The sequence below is a fragment of the Burkholderia sp. 4M9327F10 genome, from assembly GCF_005503145.1.
Taxonomy (GTDB): Bacteria; Pseudomonadota; Gammaproteobacteria; order Burkholderiales; family Burkholderiaceae; genus Paraburkholderia.
The window spans coordinates 87,022-101,824 of record NZ_SCNV01000029.1; the positions used below are offsets into that span (position 1 = coordinate 87,022).

13 protein-coding genes are annotated in these 14,803 nt (G+C 63.3%); 5 read left to right on the top strand and 8 right to left on the bottom strand.

All coding sequences use genetic code 11. From position 1 onward, the window contains the following. The first annotated feature begins 400 nt into the window (after positions 1-400). The 4 genes from grpE (at position 401) to FFS45_RS24085 (ending at position 6,740) form a co-directional block, all read left to right on the top strand. The gene (gene grpE / locus FFS45_RS24070) at positions 401-994 is read left to right on the top strand and encodes a nucleotide exchange factor GrpE (protein ID WP_137957134.1); all 594 of its coding nucleotides are present in this window, start codon (positions 401-403) and stop codon (positions 992-994) included. Between the two features lie 336 nt (positions 995-1,330). Further along, on the top strand, positions 1,331-3,289 hold the full coding sequence (gene dnaK, locus FFS45_RS24075) for a molecular chaperone DnaK (protein ID WP_137957135.1): 1,959 nt from the start codon (positions 1,331-1,333) through the stop codon (positions 3,287-3,289). 267 nt (positions 3,290-3,556) lie between these two features. Next, a complete protein-coding gene (gene dnaJ / locus FFS45_RS24080; protein ID WP_137957136.1) occupies positions 3,557-4,696 on the top strand; it encodes a molecular chaperone DnaJ in 1,140 nt (379 codons plus the stop codon). A gap of 28 nt (positions 4,697-4,724) precedes the next feature. Next, positions 4,725-6,740: a bifunctional anthranilate synthase component I family protein/class IV aminotransferase gene (locus FFS45_RS24085; protein WP_137957137.1), complete on the top strand. Its 2,016-nt coding sequence runs from the start codon at positions 4,725-4,727 to the stop codon at positions 6,738-6,740. An 87-nt stretch (positions 6,741-6,827) separates the two neighbouring features. On the opposite strand, the gene FFS45_RS42785 is transcribed toward FFS45_RS24085, so the two are convergent. The 8 genes from FFS45_RS42785 to FFS45_RS24120 all read right to left on the bottom strand — a co-directional run bounded on the left by FFS45_RS42785 (position 6,828) and on the right by FFS45_RS24120 (position 13,556). Then, on the bottom strand, positions 6,828-6,962 hold the full coding sequence (locus FFS45_RS42785; RefSeq protein WP_283204772.1) for a hypothetical protein: 135 nt from the start codon (positions 6,960-6,962) through the stop codon (positions 6,828-6,830). A gap of 204 nt (positions 6,963-7,166) precedes the next feature. Further along, positions 7,167-7,982 carry a 3-methyl-2-oxobutanoate hydroxymethyltransferase gene (panB, locus tag FFS45_RS24090; protein WP_137957138.1) on the bottom strand — a complete coding sequence of 272 codons (816 nt, stop codon included), beginning with the start codon at positions 7,980-7,982 and terminating at the stop codon, positions 7,167-7,169. 37 nt (positions 7,983-8,019) lie between these two features. Next, positions 8,020-8,745: a deoxynucleoside kinase gene (locus FFS45_RS24095; protein ID WP_137957139.1), complete on the bottom strand. Its 726-nt coding sequence runs from the start codon at positions 8,743-8,745 to the stop codon at positions 8,020-8,022. Beyond that, positions 8,742-9,308 carry a 2-amino-4-hydroxy-6-hydroxymethyldihydropteridine diphosphokinase gene (gene folK / locus FFS45_RS24100; RefSeq protein WP_137957140.1) on the bottom strand — a complete coding sequence of 189 codons (567 nt, stop codon included), beginning with the start codon at positions 9,306-9,308 and terminating at the stop codon, positions 8,742-8,744. The genes FFS45_RS24095 and folK overlap by 4 nt, the downstream gene beginning before the upstream one ends. A 48-nt stretch (positions 9,309-9,356) precedes the next feature. After that, positions 9,357-10,958, bottom strand: coding sequence for a polynucleotide adenylyltransferase PcnB (pcnB, locus tag FFS45_RS24105; RefSeq protein ID WP_137957141.1), 1,602 nt, complete (start codon positions 10,956-10,958; stop codon positions 9,357-9,359). Continuing rightward, on the bottom strand, positions 10,955-11,641 hold the full coding sequence (locus tag FFS45_RS24110) for an HAD family hydrolase (protein ID WP_137957142.1): 687 nt from the start codon (positions 11,639-11,641) through the stop codon (positions 10,955-10,957). The genes pcnB and FFS45_RS24110 overlap by 4 nt, the downstream gene beginning before the upstream one ends. Continuing rightward, positions 11,634-12,416 (bottom strand): DnaA regulatory inactivator Hda, encoded by a 783-nt coding sequence (gene hda, locus FFS45_RS24115; RefSeq protein WP_249362905.1) that lies wholly within the window; start codon positions 12,414-12,416, stop codon positions 11,634-11,636. The genes FFS45_RS24110 and hda overlap by 8 nt, the downstream gene beginning before the upstream one ends. Before the next feature lie 63 nt (positions 12,417-12,479). Further along, positions 12,480-13,556, bottom strand: a complete 1,077-nt coding sequence (locus tag FFS45_RS24120) for an AI-2E family transporter (RefSeq protein WP_137957143.1) — start codon at positions 13,554-13,556, stop codon at positions 12,480-12,482. Between the two features lie 114 nt (positions 13,557-13,670). On the opposite strand from FFS45_RS24120, the gene purM reads away from it, so the two are divergent. Beyond that, positions 13,671-14,738: a phosphoribosylformylglycinamidine cyclo-ligase gene (gene purM / locus FFS45_RS24125; protein ID WP_137957144.1), complete on the top strand. Its 1,068-nt coding sequence runs from the start codon at positions 13,671-13,673 to the stop codon at positions 14,736-14,738. Positions 14,739-14,803 lie beyond the last annotated feature (65 nt).

A 14,803-nucleotide genomic window follows, 5' to 3' on the forward strand; every position in this document is an offset into this window, starting at 1 on the left:
ACCAGCGCAACCACGGATATTGCAAAGGTCAGTTTCACGGTACTTCCCCGAAAGGATGCAGTACGAACCCGCGCGTTAAGTTAAATGAAATGGTATGCGCCGGGTTAGGGTTAACGTGCGTTTTCCAGCGAATGACTGGAGTTTAGGTCAGTCCACGAGCGCGCTCAATCTCATTCTGATGAAGTCAGAGTAATGGTTGTAACGAGGCATTTCGGTGGCACTGCTGCGGTGCGAAAAGTTCCCAAAAGTTCCTTTTTGGCGCCTTGAAATCGTGGTTTGGGCCCCCAACTGCAGCGACGATGAGAGGTGGCGTGTGGCGTTTGCGCAACGCTCGAACGAGCCGGCCGGAAACCCGTGCGGGCCACCCTTTGGCTTTTAATTTTTAAAGACTTTCAGCGACATGGAAAACACGCAAGAGAACCCGACGAGCCAGAATCCCACGTCCGCCGAAGAAGCCGCGCGCCAGGCCGCCGAGGCTGCCGCGGTTCAGCCGGAAGCCAATCCGGCTGAAGCTGCGCCGGGCGCCGCTGCGCCAGCCGGCGCCGAAGCCGCCCTCGCTGAAGCTCAGGCGAAGATCGCCGAGTTGCAGGAGAGCTTCCTGCGTGCCAAGGCCGAGACCGAAAACGTGCGCCGCCGTGCGCAGGAAGATGTCACCAAGGCCCACAAGTTCGCCATTGAAAGCTTCGCCGAGCATCTGCTGCCGGTGGTCGACAGTCTCGAGGCGGCCGTTGCCCACTCGTCCGACGACCTGCAAAAGGTCCGCGAAGGCGTCGAGCTGACGCTGCGTCAACTGAGCGGCGCGCTCGAGAAGGGCCGCGTTGTCGCGATCAACCCGCCCGCGGGCGAGAAGTTCGACCCGCATCGCCACCAGGCCATCTCGATGGTGCCGGCCGAGCAGGAACCGAACACGGTCGTCTCCGTGCTGCAGAAGGGTTACGTGATCGCCGACCGCGTCCTGCGTCCGGCGCTCGTCACCGTCGCCCAGCCGAAGTAAGCGTAAGGCATAGCCCAGGCGTTCCCGGGCCGGGACCTCGTTATCATGGCCAGCCTTCCCGGCGACGCCACGGCTTTCACCGTGTTTGGGATGCGGGTGTCGAGCGCCGAGTCGTTCGGCTCGGCGCTTGCGGCGGCGGCCTGCCAACGGTGGCCCCATCAATCCCGAAGTCGCGAGTGATTGAAAAAAATTAAAGACCGCATTGCATTCAAGGTCTTGAAAACGATGCGGGCGCACTTATGTTGAGTGCAGGTATGAATTGAAGGCGGGTTGCCTTGCCGCCGGATGGGCACAAGGCAACCTACTGCAGCGATCAAAGTCAGGAGATTAGTGAAAATGGGCAAAATTATCGGCATCGACCTCGGCACGACCAACTCGTGCGTGGCGATCATGGAAGGCAATTCGGTCAAGGTGATCGAGAACTCGGAAGGTGCGCGCACCACGCCGTCGATCATTGCTTACATGGAAGACGGCGAGATTCTCGTCGGCGCGCCTGCGAAGCGTCAGTCGGTCACGAACCCGCGCAACACGCTGTACGCGGTCAAGCGCCTGATTGGCCGCCGCTTTGAAGAAAAGGAAGTGCAGAAAGACATCGGCCTGATGCCGTACAAGATCGTCAAGGCCGACAACGGCGACGCATGGGTCGAAGTGCGCGATCAGAAGCTGGCTCCGCCGCAAATCTCGGCTGAAGTCCTGCGCAAGATGAAGAAGACCGCTGAAGACTACCTTGGCGAGCCGGTCACCGAAGCGGTGATTACGGTTCCCGCGTACTTCAACGACAGCCAGCGCCAGGCTACCAAGGACGCCGGCCGCATCGCCGGTCTGGAAGTCAAGCGGATCATCAACGAACCGACCGCAGCCGCGCTCGCGTTCGGTCTCGACAAGGCTGAGAAGGGCGACCGCAAGATTGCCGTGTATGACCTCGGCGGCGGCACGTTCGACATTTCCATCATCGAGATCGCCGACGTTGACGGCGAAATGCAGTTCGAAGTGCTCTCGACGAACGGCGATACGTTCCTCGGCGGTGAAGACTTCGACCAGCGCATCATCGACTACATCATCGGTGAGTTCAAGAAGGAACAAGGCGTCGACCTGTCGAAGGACGTGCTCGCGCTGCAACGCCTGAAGGAATCGGCTGAAAAGGCGAAGATCGAACTGTCGTCGAGCCAGCAGACCGAAATCAACCTGCCGTACATCACGGCAGACGCGTCGGGTCCGAAGCACTTGAACCTGAAAATCACGCGTGCAAAGCTCGAAGCGCTGGTGGAAGAACTGATCGAGCGCACCATCGAACCGTGCCGTCTGGCTATCAAGGACGCGGGCGTGAAGGTCGGCGAAATCGACGACGTGATTCTCGTCGGTGGTATGACGCGTATGCCGAAGGTGCAGGAAAAGGTTAAGGAATTCTTCGGCAAGGACCCGCGCCGTGACGTGAACCCGGACGAAGCCGTGGCTGTGGGCGCCGCGATTCAAGGCCAGGTTCTGTCGGGCGACCGCAAGGACGTTCTGCTGCTCGACGTGACCCCGCTGTCGCTCGGCATCGAAACGCTCGGCGGCGTGATGACGAAGATGATCAACAAGAACACCACGATCCCGACGAAGCACGCGCAAGTGTATTCGACGGCGGACGACAACCAGGGCGCCGTGACGATCAAGGTGTTCCAGGGCGAACGCGAAATGGCAGCCGGCAACAAGCTGCTGGGCGAGTTCAACCTCGAAGGTATTCCGCCGGCACCGCGCGGTGTGCCGCAGATCGAAGTGAGCTTCGACATCGACGCGAACGGCATTCTCCACGTCGGCGCCAAGGACAAGGCAACGGGCAAGGAAAACCGCATCGTCATCAAGGCGAACTCGGGTCTGTCGGAAGCCGAAATCGAGAAGATGGTGAAGGACGCAGAAGCGAACGCGGAAGAAGATCACAAGCTGCGTGAGCTGGCCGATGCCCGCAACCAGGGCGACGCGCTGGTGCACAGCACGAAGAAGGCGCTCACCGAGTACGGCGACAAGCTGGAAGCGGCTGAGAAGGAAAAGATCGAAGCGGCGCTGAAGGACCTCGAAGAAACGCTGAAGAGCGGTGCGAGCGACAAGGCAGCGATCGAAGCCAAGATCGAAGTCGTGGCAACGGCCTCGCAGAAGCTCGGCGAAAAGATGTACGCCGACATGCAGGCTGCGCAAGGTGCAGCAGGCGCAGCGGCAGGTGCTGCCGGTGCAGCCGGCGGTGCCTCGGCCGGCGGTGCGAGCCAGCCGGAAGACGACGTGGTCGACGCCGAGTTCAAGGAAGTGAAGAAGGACTAAAGCCAGGTCGCAACTTGACCGTAAAGCCGCACACAGCGATGTGTGCGGCCCGGCAGCAAAATGGTCTGCAGCCGTTCCGGATGCACAACCTGCAAAGCGGTTATCGCGCCTGGTGAGCCTGTTTGGGCTCTCCGGGCACGTTTGTTTTAAGGAGGACGTTGCTCGATCCGTGCAAATGACGGACGGGCGGCGGCCGGACGAGTCGCTAGACTCCAGCATTCAAGAGGAGCCGCCGTGCCTTTGCTGCGCGGAGGGCGTTGAACCGATATGGCGAAACGGGATTACTACGAGGTTCTGGGCGTCGCAAAGAACTCGAGCGACGACGAAATCAAGAAGGCTTATCGCAAGCTTGCGATGAAGCATCACCCTGACCGTAATCCGGGCAACAAGGATGCGGAAGAGCATTTCAAGGAGGTGAAGGAGGCCTATGAAATGCTGTCGGACTCGCAGAAGCGGGCGGCGTACGACCAGTACGGCCACGCAGGCGTCGACCCGAACATGGGCGGCGCGGGCGCGCAGGGTTTCGGCGGGTTTGCCGATGCGTTCGGCGATATTTTCGGCGACATTTTCGGCCAGGCGGCCGGCGGCGCCGCGCGTGGCGGCGGCCGTGCCGGCCCGCAGGTGTATCGTGGCGCCGATCTGCGCTACAGCATGGAAATCACGCTGGAACAGGCTGCGCACGGTTATGACACGCAGATCCGTGTGCCGAGCTGGGTGTCGTGCGAAATCTGTCACGGCTCGGGTGCGAAGCCCGGTACCAAGCCGGAAACCTGCCCCACCTGTAACGGCTCGGGTTCGGTGCGCATGTCGCAAGGCTTTTTCAGCATTCAGCAGACTTGCCCGAAATGCCACGGCACCGGCAGCCATATTCCCGATCCGTGCCTGCACTGCCACGGCGCGGGCAAGGTGAAGGAAACCAAGACGCTGGAAGTGAAGATTCCGGCGGGTATCGACGACGGCATGCGCATCCGTTCGGCCGGCAACGGCGAGCCGGGCATCAACGGCGGTCCTTCAGGCGACCTGTACGTCGAGATTCACATCAAGCAGCACTCGGTGTTCGAGCGCGACGGTGACGATCTGCACTGCCAGATGCCGATTCCGTTCACCACCGCGGCGCTCGGCGGCGAGATCGAAGTGCCGACGCTGGCGGGCCGCGCGAGCTTCACCGTGCCCGAAGGCACGCAGTCGGGCAAGACGTTCCGTCTGCGCGGCAAGGGCATCAAGGGGCTGCGCTCGAGCATTGCCGGTGATCTGTATGTGCACGTGCAGGTCGAGACGCCGGTCAAGCTCACCGAGCCGCAGCGCGAGTTGCTGCAGCAGTTCGAGAAGTCACTGGTCGAGGGCGGTGCGCGTCACAGCCCGCAAAGCAAGAGCTGGTTCGATCGCGTGAAGAGCTTCTTCGATTAATGGCAGTTTGAAGTTGGCGGTAGGCGAGATGGTTGATGATCGCGGCGGCGTGTTCGCATTGCTCGACGATTGCGACGCGACTGCGGCGCGGCGCTCGAGCCGTCTCTACACGCAGCTTGTGCACGAACGGGTTTGCGCCGAGGCGGCGCAGCTCGACGCGGTGTGCGCCGCGGTCGCGGCCGATCTGCAGCGCGGTTTGCATGCTGTGGTGCTGGGCGATTATGAGTTCGGTCGTCAGCTTGTGCTGGAGCGTGCGGCTGGAGTGACCGGGGTTGCGGTTGCGCAACGCGATGCTTCGCCGCGAGCCGCTTCGCGGTCGTCCGCTGGCGAGGCGGCTTGTGAACAGAAAACGCAGCGTGGCGATGCCTCGCTGCGTTTTTTATTGTTCGAACGCTGCGCGAAGCTCTCGCGTGACGAAGCCGACGCATGGCTCACACAATGCGATGGCGGCTTGGCGCAGCCATCGGTGGCGGGCACGGCGGGTGTGTGCGCCAGCGTCGACCAGGCGCAGTTCGAAGCGGCAATTGACGCAATTCATGAAGCGCTGCGGATCGGCGATTCTTATCAGGTCAACTACACCTACCGGCTCGGCTTTGATGTCTTCGGCACGCCGGCTGGTCTTTACCGACGCCTGCGGGAGCGGCAGCCGGTTCCGTTTGGCGCGCTGATCGCGTTGCCGGGCGACCGCTGGGTGCTGTCGTGCTCGCCCGAGCTGTTTGTCGAGAAGGCGGGGACGAGGCTGCGCGCGCGTCCCATGAAGGGCACAGCACCGCGTGTGCCGGAAGACCCCATCGCCGATCGGCACGCAGCGGAGTTTCTCGCCAACGATCCCAAGAATCGCGCCGAAAACGTCATGATCGTCGACCTGTTACGCAACGATCTGTCGCGGGTCGCCGAGACGGGCTCGGTCAGCGTGCCGGCGTTGTTCTCGGTCGAGCCGTATGCGTCGGTGTGGCAGATGACGTCGACGGTGGAAGCGCAGTTACGCGCGCGGACCTCGTTTGCCGACGTGCTGCGCGCCTTGTTTCCTTGTGGGTCGATCACCGGGGCGCCGAAGCACCACACGGTGCAACTGATCGACACGCTCGAAAGTACGCCGCGCGGTCTTTATACCGGCGCGATCGGCTGGCTCGATGCTCAGGAGGTTGCAACCGGCCTCAGTTCCAGGGATCAGCCAGACGGCACGCCGCACGCGGGCACTCACGATCCGGCAGAAGGCGCTTGCGGCGACTTCTGCCTCTCCGTCGCCATCCGGACCTTGACGCTCGATGCGCCCGCGCCCGGCGTCAGCGAACGCCGGGGCAGCATGGGCGTGGGAGCGGGAATCGTGCTGGATAGCGTCGCCGCCGACGAATATGCGGAGTGCGAATTGAAGGCCAGCTTCCTGACCGGAGCCGATCCCGGCTTCGAGCTGTTCGAGACCATGTACGCGACGCATGAGAACGGCGTCCGGCATCTTGCGCGCCACTTCGCACGGCTGGCGAGAAGTGCCGCATGGCTAGGTTTCCGGTTCGATGAACCTGACTTGCGTGGGCGCCTCGAAGCGCAGTGCGCGGGGCTACCGGCGGGAACGCCGCATCGTGTCCGGCTCGCGCTCGCCAAGAGCGGCGCCGTGCAACTGAGCGCAGCGCCGTTGACTCCGCTCGCAGACAGCGTGGTCGGCGTATTGCTCGCACCGGATCATGGCTTTGCCGCGACCGAGGCCAACGATGCACTGTTGCACCACAAAACCACGCGCCGCGCGGACTACGACCGTGGCTGGCGTAATGCCGAGGCGCTCGGCGCCTTCGACACCCTGTTCTTCAACGAGCGCGGCGAATTGACAGAAGGCGGCCGTTCGAATGTGTTCGTAAAGCTGGCAGCCCGCTGGTGGACTCCGCCGTTGTCGTCAGGCGTTTTGCCTGGCGTGATGCGTGGTGTGTTGCTCGACGATGCGGAGCTGGGTGCGGGTGAGCGCGTGCTAACGCGCGCCGACGTAATGAATGCTGAGGCGCTTCTTGTTTGCAATGCCTTGCGCGGTGCTGTGCAGGCACGCGTCCTGTAGCGCACGGCTCAGACGAGCCGCTGAGAGTTTGGCCAGTTGTCGGCCTTGTCTGACCAAGATGAACAGTCCTTCGCAACGAGCACTGGTTCAGCAGCGGTTCATGCGCAGCAGACGCTCGATCGAGTTGATAAAGCGCGCATACCACACGATGTTGTGCAGTTCAGGCGAGGGGCGGGCGTGATCGCGGATCTCCGCGATGTTGATCAGGCAAATGGGGCTCATGGTCGTCTCGATTCGGTTTGCGGCGAGGCCGCAGGAGTGAATCGCCAAAGATAGACGACATGATTCTCGGCTGAAATCGGACGTGTCCGAATTCAGAGGCGGTACGTTCGGAATTTCCGCATTGAACCTGTGCCCCAGTTTTTACAGAGGTCGCCCCGAAGGGCAACCATCGCGGCCACCGGGCCGCCGCTTATCTCAAAAGCGTCAAAACGTATGTTCCGGTCCCGGAAACGAGCCGTCCTTGACCGCACGCACATACGCCTCAACAGCGGCGCCAATGCTCGGCTGTCCCTGCATGAAATCCTTCACGAAGCGTGGACGCTTGCCGGGGAAAATCCCCAGCATGTCGTGCAGCACGAGCACCTGACCCGAGCAATCCACGCCTGCGCCAATGCCAATGGTCGGAATCCGCAGCTGTTTGGTCACTTCGGCCGCGAGCAGGGTAGGGATAGCTTCCATCACCACCAGTTGCGCGCCGGCCTGCTGGATCGCGAGCGCATCGCGCAGCAACTGGCTGGCGGCCGCTTCCGTCTTGCCTTGCACCTTGAAGCCGCCGAACGCATGCACCGATTGCGGTGTGAGGCCGATGTGCGCACAGACCGGAATCGCCCGCTCTACCAGGAAGCGGATCGTGTCGGCCAGCCACTCGCCGCCTTCCAGCTTGATCATCTGGGCGCCGGCGCGCATCAATTCCACGGAACTGGCGAATGCTGCTTCCGGTGTGCCGTAGGTGCCGAACGGCAGATCGGCAACAACCAGCGCCTGCGGGCGCGCCCGTACCACGCAGGCTGTGTGATAGGCAATCTCGGCCAGCGTGACCGGCAGCGTCGTGGTCTGGCCCTGCACCACGTTGCCCAGCGAATCGCCGATCAGCAGAACGTCGACCCCCGCGCGGTCCAGCAGCGCCGAAAAACTCGCGTCGTAACAGGTGAGCATGACGATCCTCTCGCCCGCGTCGCGCATCGCCTGCAGTTTCGGCACTGTAATGGCGTTGCGGCTCGTTTCCTGCAAATAGGTCATGAGGTAATCCGTTGAAGAAAGAGAAGGGCGACGTCGCTTACAGCGAGGTGCCTTTGACAAAGAATTCCTTGCGCCCGCGCATCGTCTCGATGCGCTCGACGAGCAGTGCAAGGTCCGCGTCCGAGTCGAGCGGGTTCAGGTGTTCGGCGTTGACCGTCAGCACGGGCGTGCGGTCGTAGTGATAGAAAAACTCGTTATAGGCATCGCACAGGGCGCGCAGGTACGCGTCGGAGATCTGCAGCTCCATTGCGACGGCGCGCCTCTGGATGCGCGCAAACAGCACTTCCGGGCTGGCCTGCAGGTACACGACGAAATCCGGCGCCGGCGCTGCGCCCGGGCTTCCCGCAGAGGCCCGGGGCGCCTGGGTCTCGGTGCTTGCGTCGATGCGCCTCGCGAGCGCGCGGTACAGTTGCCATTCATCCTCAGGCAGCGTGAGCCGCGCGAAGATCTCGTTTTTCTGCGTCATGAAATCGGCGATCAGCGGCGTGCCGGCGGCATACACGGCTGTCACCTCCTGTGCCTGTTGCGCACGCTGCAGCGCGAAGTGCAGTTGCGCGGGCAGCGCGTAACGGGCGGTGTCGCGGTAAAAACGCTCGAGAAACGGATTGTCCTGGGGGCGTTCGAACAACGCGTGCATCGACCATCGTTCGGCGAGGCGCCGTGCCAGCGAAGTCTTGCCGACCCCGATCGGCCCTTCAATCGCAATGTAGCGGAACGGCGGGCGCAACTGGGGAGCCGTGACCGTCAGCGGGGAGGCGCTCATGAGCAAGGGCCTTTGGTGACTTTCGTGACCTTGGCGGCATCTGTGTTGCCGCCGCTGAGCGCATTGAGCGCCTGGCACTGGCACGGCGATTTCATTTTCTCGATGCGCTGATCGGCGACCGCGGCGAGGAACGCGTCGGCGCGGCCATGTTGGGGAATCGTGAGAGCCGGCTCGAGCTCGACCAGCGGCACGAGAGCGAAGGCGCGCTCGATGAGACGCGGGTGCGGCACGATCAGGTCGGGTTCGTCGATCGACTGATCGCCGTATAGCAGGATGTCGAGATCGAGCGTGCGGGGCGCGTTGCGAAACGGGCGCTCGCGGCCGAAGTGCAACTCGATCGTGTGGCACAGCGCCAGCAGATGCCGAACCGGCAGCGTCGTTTCGAGCTTCACGACGCAGTTGTAGTAGTCGTCACCGCCCGCGTCGATCGGGGCAGTGCGATACAGGCTCGACTTGGCGAGCACGGTGATGGTGTGCTGTTGGGCCAGGCACACCACCGCGTCTTTCAGGGTCTGGCGCGCATCCCCGAGATTCGCGCCGAGGCCGAGATAAGCAACCGTCATGGCATCACTTCCTGCGACTATCGTTCGACGGCCCGCAACGCGGCCGCGTCAGTCTTCGTGCGAGCCGCCCTGGCTCACGTCGTCTGCTGCGCGGTCCACGGTCGCACCGCCTTCCATTCCGTCCCCCGGTTTGCGGTTTCTGGCGCTACTGCTGCGCCGCCGGCGTTTTTTGGGGCTCCGGTCCTTCCCGCCTTGCGTGAGCAATGTCTCGCGCGCCGCGGCGTCTCCTTCGATGAACTCCGTCCACCACGCACCGACCGACTCGTCGAGTTCGCCCGATTCGCAGCGCAACAGGAGGAAATCATACCCCGCTCTAAATCTTTGGTGTTCCAGCAGCTTCAGCGCGCTGCGGCCCGAGCGCTTTTCGAGACGTAGCTGCAGGCCCCAGATCTCGCGCATGTCCGATGAGAAGCGCTTGTGGATCGCCAGCTTCTCGGTCTGCGTGTCGAGCACATCGTCCATTGCGCGGTGCAGTGCGGGCACCGGATACTCGCCCTGTGCCTCGAATGCCTGCCAGCGCTGCTGCACGTCGTGCCACAGCAACGTGGCGAACAGGAAGCCCGGCGAGACCGGCTTGCCGGCGCGCACGCGGTTATCCGTGTTGGTGAGCGCGAGCGTGATGAATCTCTCGCCGTGCGGCTGCTCGAGCACCACGTCGAGCAGCGGCAGCAGGCCGTGATGCAGGCCTTCCTTGCGCAGACGCTGCAGGCAGGCGAGCGCGTGGCCCGACAGCATCAGCTTGAGCATTTCGTCGAACAGACGCGCGGCCGGCACGTTGTTGATCAGGTCGGCCATCTCTTTAATCGGCGCGCGGGTGGCGTCTTCGATCTCGAAGCCGAGCTTGGCGGCAAAACGCACCACGCGCAGCATGCGTACCGGGTCTTCGCGGTAACGCGTGGCCGGATCGCCGATCATGCGCAACAGGCGGGCGCGCACGTCGGCCATGCCGTTGTGATAATCCAGCACGGTCTGCGTGGCCGGATCGTAGTACATCGCGTTGATGGTGAAGTCGCGGCGCGTGGCGTCTTCGTGCTGCTCGCCCCAGACGTTGTCGCGCAGCACGCGGCCGCTTGCGTCGACGGCGTGAGTGCGGCGGTCGAGCTCGTCGCGCTTCAGGCGCCGCGGCGGCGCGGCATCGGCCGCCGGCGGATCGACGAGGGCGCGGAACGTGGAAGTTTCGATGATTTCCTGGCCGAACTGCACATGCACAATCTGGAAGCGCCGGCCGATGATGCGCGCGCGGCGGAACAGCTTTTGCACCTGTTCGGGGGTGGCGTCGGTGGCGACGTCGAAGTCTTTCGGCGCGACGCCCAGCAGCAGATCGCGCACGGCGCCGCCGACGATAAATGCCCGGTGGCCGGCCTGCTGCAGGCCTTCGGTGACACGGATGGCGTTCCGCGAGATCAGCGCGGGGTTGATGCCGTGCACGTCCGCGGAAATGATCACGGGCACGTCCGGGTCGCGTGCGGCCTTGCCGGTGTCGCGCGCGGCGGGTTTGCGGCGCGGCCGGGCGGCAGCGGTGCCGCTGCTGGCGTCGCTTCGGCCAGCCCGGGATGGCGCGTGGGCGGCCTGGTCTGCTTCGGAGGGTACGGTAGCGTCAGCGGGTGCCGGATCCTGTCCGAACAGTTTGCGGATAAGTTTTTTGATCACGTGGGTTGAAAGAGTTCTAGGATGCGCCAGCCGTGTGCTTGCGCATGGGCGCGCAGCGTGTCGTCCGGATTGGTCGCGATCGGGTCGGTGACCTTTTCGAGCAGCGGAATGTCGTTGTGCGAATCGCTATAGAAATAGCTGCGCTCGAAATCAGACCATGTCTTGCCGAGCGAGGCGAGCCACGCCTCGGTACGGACGATCTTGCCTTCCTTGTAACTGGGGGTGCCGGTGGGGCGGCCGGTGTAGTCCGAGTGCGGCTGGCCGTCGACGGTTTCCGCTTCGCAGGCGATCAGCTTGTCCACGCCGAACACAGCGGCGATCGGGCCGGTGATGAATTCGTTGGTGGCCGTGACCACGCAGCACAGGTCGCCCGCGTCGCGGTGCTGGCGCACCAGTTCGAGCGCGGCCGGCACGATGGCGGGCCTGATCACTTCGTGCATGTATAACTGATGGAACTCGTCGAGCTGCGCGCGCGAGTACTTCGCAAGCGGCGTCAACATGGCGACCAGATAGGCGTGAATGTCGAGCCTGCCGGCCTTGTAGTCGGCAAAGAAGCGGTCGTTTTCACGTGCGAAGTTTTCGGCGTCGACCATGCCGTGCTTCACCATGAAGCGGCCCCATTCGTGGTCGCTGTCGGTGGGGATGAGCGTGTGGTCGAGGTCGAAGAGAGCGAGATTAGCCATGGGGGCCTATTTTACTTGAAGCGGGTGGAACGGTTGCCGTTCTCAACTCTTCAGTGCCTGCCGGGGATGCCAGCATGGTGCGCAGCAGCGGCAGCGTGACCGCCCGTTTCTGCTCGAGCGAGAAGCGGTCGAGCGCGTCCAGCAGGGCCATCAGGCTCGGCATATCGCGCCGGAAGTGCGTGAGCAGGTAGGCCGGCACGTCGTCGGCGAGCGCGATGCCGCGTTCGCGGGCGGCGTGCTTGAGCACCGCGGCCTTGCCTTCGTCGGGCAACGGCGCGAGATGGAACACCAGACCCCAGCCGAGGCGCGTGCGCAGATCCTCGCGCACCGCAAGCCCGATCGGCGCGGCATTGCCGGCGGCCACCAGCGCGCTGGTGGGGTGCGCGCGCACTTCGTTGAACAGGTTGAAGGCGGCGATCTGCTGTGCGCCTGAGAGGTTGTCGCAATCGTCGATGGCGTAGAGCGCCACGCGCGGGTCGAAGCCAAAGGCGGCGAGGCTGCTCTGCGGGCTCGCAAAGCGCGCGTGTCCGGGCTGCGCCTCGTGGACCAGCGCCTGCAGCAGATGGGTACGGCCGCTGCCGGCTTCGCCCCAGATATAAAAGCTGCGATCGGCCACGGGGCCGGCCGCGAGCGCGCCTTCCAGCTCGCGCAGCCGCGTGACCAGCTCGGCATTGGCGCCGGCGAAGAAATTGTCGAATGTCGATGGCGGCGGGGTGCCGAGATCGAGCGTCAGTTGACGAAGCACAGTAAGTGTAGAAGCCGGTAATGCAACCATCAGCAACCATCAGGAACTACCAGCAACCGCTGGCAGCCGATGAGCGAGTTAGCCAGTAAATTGTCAGTTCTTGTAAAGCGTGCTCGACAGATAACCTTGCCGCAGTTCACGCAGGGCCACCGACAGGATCGCGCTAACGGGCAGCGCCAGCAACACGCCGAAAAAGCCGAACAGTTGGCCGAACGCGAGCAAGGCGAAAATCACTGCGAGCGGATGCATGCCGATCCGTTCGCCGACCAGCCGCGGCGTCAGGAAGAAGCTCTCGAGAATCTGCCCGACGCCGTAAATAATGGCGACGGCGCCGAAGCCATACCAGTCGCCGAACTGCAGCAGCGCGGCGAGCAGCGCCAGCGCGAGGCCCGTGGCATAGCCGATATAGGGAATAAAGACCGCCACACCGGTAAAAATGCCGACCGGCAGCGCTATCTCAAAACCCGCTATGGTGAGCGCGATGGCGTAGAACACGGCGAGCACGCCCATCACCAGCAACTGGCCGCGCAGGTATTGCGAGAGCATCTGGTCCATGTCGCGGGCGAGCTGCACGGTCTTGGCGAGCCAGCGGCGCGGCACGAAGCTTTCGGCGCGCTCGAGCATGCGGTTCCAGTCGTAGAGCAGGTAGAACAGCACGAGCGGCACCATCACGACATTGCCGATCACGGTGATCATCACGTTGCCGCTGGTGCGGATCGAGGTCCACGCATAGAGGGCGACGGTTTGCGCGCTGCCTTCGAGCTGGCCCATCACGAGGTCGCGGATGCTGGCGAAGTCGAGCGAATCGGCGAGGCCGAGCAGGGCGAGCTTGGGTTGCAGCCACGCGCTGACGTGTGCGAACAGCACCGGCACCTGCTGTTTGAGCTGCGGGCCTTCTTTCTGGATCACCACCAGCACGAGCAGGATCAGGATGGTGAGCAGAAGGGTGAACAGCAGCATCATCAGCAGGGCGGCGAGGCCGCGCGGCACGCGCCGCCGCACCATCCACGCAACGCCGGGCTGGAGGATATAGGCGAGGATCGCGCCGAGCAGGAACGGCGTGAGGACGGGGCTCAGCAGCCAGAGCAGGATGCCGAGGCCGAGCGCGATGGCGACCCAGACGAAGGCGCGGCGCTGATACGGTGTCAGGATCGAGGAGTTCTGCTGCAAAATGGGTTTCCTGGGGGTTGCTGGGTGCTTTCCAGAATAGGGCGCGGGTGAAAGTCCAGCCAAGCGGCCGGCATCGGGTAAAATCGCATTTTACCGACCTTCGAGCTCTTCCCCATGAATCAACCGAAATCCGACCAGCATCTAACCGATTCGGCCCAAGGTCTGTCGTATCGCGACGCCGGCGTGGACATCGACGCGGGCGACGCTCTTGTCGACGCAATCAAGCCCTTTGCCAAAAAGACGTTGCGTGACGGTGTGCTGGGAGGCATCGGCGGGTTTGGCGCGCTCTTCGAGGTGCCGAAGAAATACCGCGAACCGGTGCTGGTTTCGGGCACGGACGGCGTCGGCACCAAGCTGAAGCTGGCGTTTCATCTGAACAAGCATGACACGGTTGGCCAGGATCTGGTGGCGATGAGCGTCAACGACATCCTGGTGCAGGGCGCCGAGCCGCTGTTCTTCCTCGACTACTTTGCCTGCGGCAAGCTCGACGTCGGCACGGCCGCGACGGTGGTGAAGGGCATCGCACAGGGTTGCGAACTGGCGGGCTGCGCGCTGATTGGCGGCGAAACGGCGGAAATGCCGGGCATGTACCCGGACGGCGAATACGACCTGGCGGGTTTTGCGGTTGGCGCGGTCGAAAAGAGCAAGATTATCGACGGCAGCACGATCAAGCCGGGTGATGTTGTGCTGGGTCTGGCTTCCAGCGGGATTCATTCGAACGGTTTCTCGCTGGTGCGCAAGATCATTGAGCGGGCGCAGCCGGACCTGTCGGCGGACTTCGATGGCCGGTCGTTGGCTGATGCGTTGATGGCGCCTACGCATATTTATGTGAAGCCGTTGTTGGCGTTGATGGAGCAGATTTCCGTCAAGGGGATGGCGCATATCACCGGCGGTGGGTTGGTGGAGAATATTCCGCGGGTTTTGCGGGCTGGACTGACGGCTGAGCTGGATCATCGGGCTTGGACGATGCCACCGCTGTTCTCGTGGTTGCAGAAGCATGGGGGCGTTGCTGACGCTGAGATGCACCGGGTGTTCAATTGCGGGATTGGCATGGCCGTGATTGTCGCGGCTGAGGATGCTGATAAGGCTGTTGGGCTGTTGGCTGCCGCCGGGGAGCAGGTCTGGAAGATTGGGGTCGTGCGCAATAGCGGTGAGGGTGAGGCGCAGACTGTGGTGGTTTGAGTTTTTTTTGCGCGCAGCGTGGGGTGGGGGTTTTTTCGCGCTGCGGGTTTGGGGGTGCTCGAAGG

What these genes read in the sequence shown, in the direction of transcription:
- FFS45_RS24095 (WP_137957139.1), bottom strand. Translation starts at nt 8,745, where the DNA reads ATGAGCGCCTCCCCGCTGACGGTCACGGCTCCCCAGTTGCGCCCGCCG.
- folK (WP_137957140.1), bottom strand. Translation starts at nt 9,308, where the DNA reads ATGACGGTTGCTTATCTCGGCCTCGGCGCGAATCTCGGGGATGCGCGC.
- FFS45_RS24085 (WP_137957137.1), top strand. Translation starts at nt 4,725, where the DNA reads ATGGTTGATGATCGCGGCGGCGTGTTCGCATTGCTCGACGATTGCGAC.
- dnaJ (WP_137957136.1), top strand. Translation starts at nt 3,557, where the DNA reads ATGGCGAAACGGGATTACTACGAGGTTCTGGGCGTCGCAAAGAACTCG.
- hda (WP_249362905.1), bottom strand. Translation starts at nt 12,416, where the DNA reads ATGGTTGCATTACCGGCTTCTACACTTACTGTGCTTCGTCAACTGACG.
- purM (WP_137957144.1), top strand. Translation starts at nt 13,671, where the DNA reads ATGAATCAACCGAAATCCGACCAGCATCTAACCGATTCGGCCCAAGGT.
- grpE (WP_137957134.1), top strand. Translation starts at nt 401, where the DNA reads ATGGAAAACACGCAAGAGAACCCGACGAGCCAGAATCCCACGTCCGCC.
- FFS45_RS24110 (WP_137957142.1), bottom strand. Translation starts at nt 11,641, where the DNA reads ATGGCTAATCTCGCTCTCTTCGACCTCGACCACACGCTCATCCCCACC.
- dnaK (WP_137957135.1), top strand. Translation starts at nt 1,331, where the DNA reads ATGGGCAAAATTATCGGCATCGACCTCGGCACGACCAACTCGTGCGTG.
- FFS45_RS42785 (WP_283204772.1), bottom strand. Translation starts at nt 6,962, where the DNA reads ATGAGCCCCATTTGCCTGATCAACATCGCGGAGATCCGCGATCACGCC.
- panB (WP_137957138.1), bottom strand. Translation starts at nt 7,982, where the DNA reads ATGACCTATTTGCAGGAAACGAGCCGCAACGCCATTACAGTGCCGAAA.